We start from the raw sequence: 255 nt of genomic DNA on the forward strand, positions 1-255 counted from the left end.
CCCGCAGGCTGCGCAGGACGACCGCGAACTTCCCCACCGGCAAGACCCTGGCCTCCTGGCGGCCGGAGGAGTCCTCGATCCCGGAGGCGACACAGAACTCCCTGATGACCCTGGAATGGATCGGCCGCGCGGAGAACCTCGTGATCGCCGGGCCGTCCGGCACCGGGAAATCGCACTTCGCGGAGGGGCTGGCCCACGCGGCGATCGAGAAAGACCTCAAGGTCGCCTGGTTCACCCTGGAGACCCTGCACGCCG

1 protein-coding gene is annotated in these 255 nt (G+C 69.4%); it reads left to right on the plus strand.

Going from position 1 to position 255, the window contains the following annotated elements:
- Positions 1-255, plus strand: a 255-nt coding sequence (locus KGQ19_RS49050; RefSeq protein ID WP_212022550.1) for an ATP-binding protein, incomplete at both ends; no start/stop codon positions are given.

Origin of the sequence: Catenulispora pinistramenti (assembly GCF_018274385.1) — a bacterium.
Lineage (GTDB): Bacteria > Actinomycetota > Actinomycetes > Streptomycetales > Catenulisporaceae > Catenulispora > Catenulispora pinistramenti.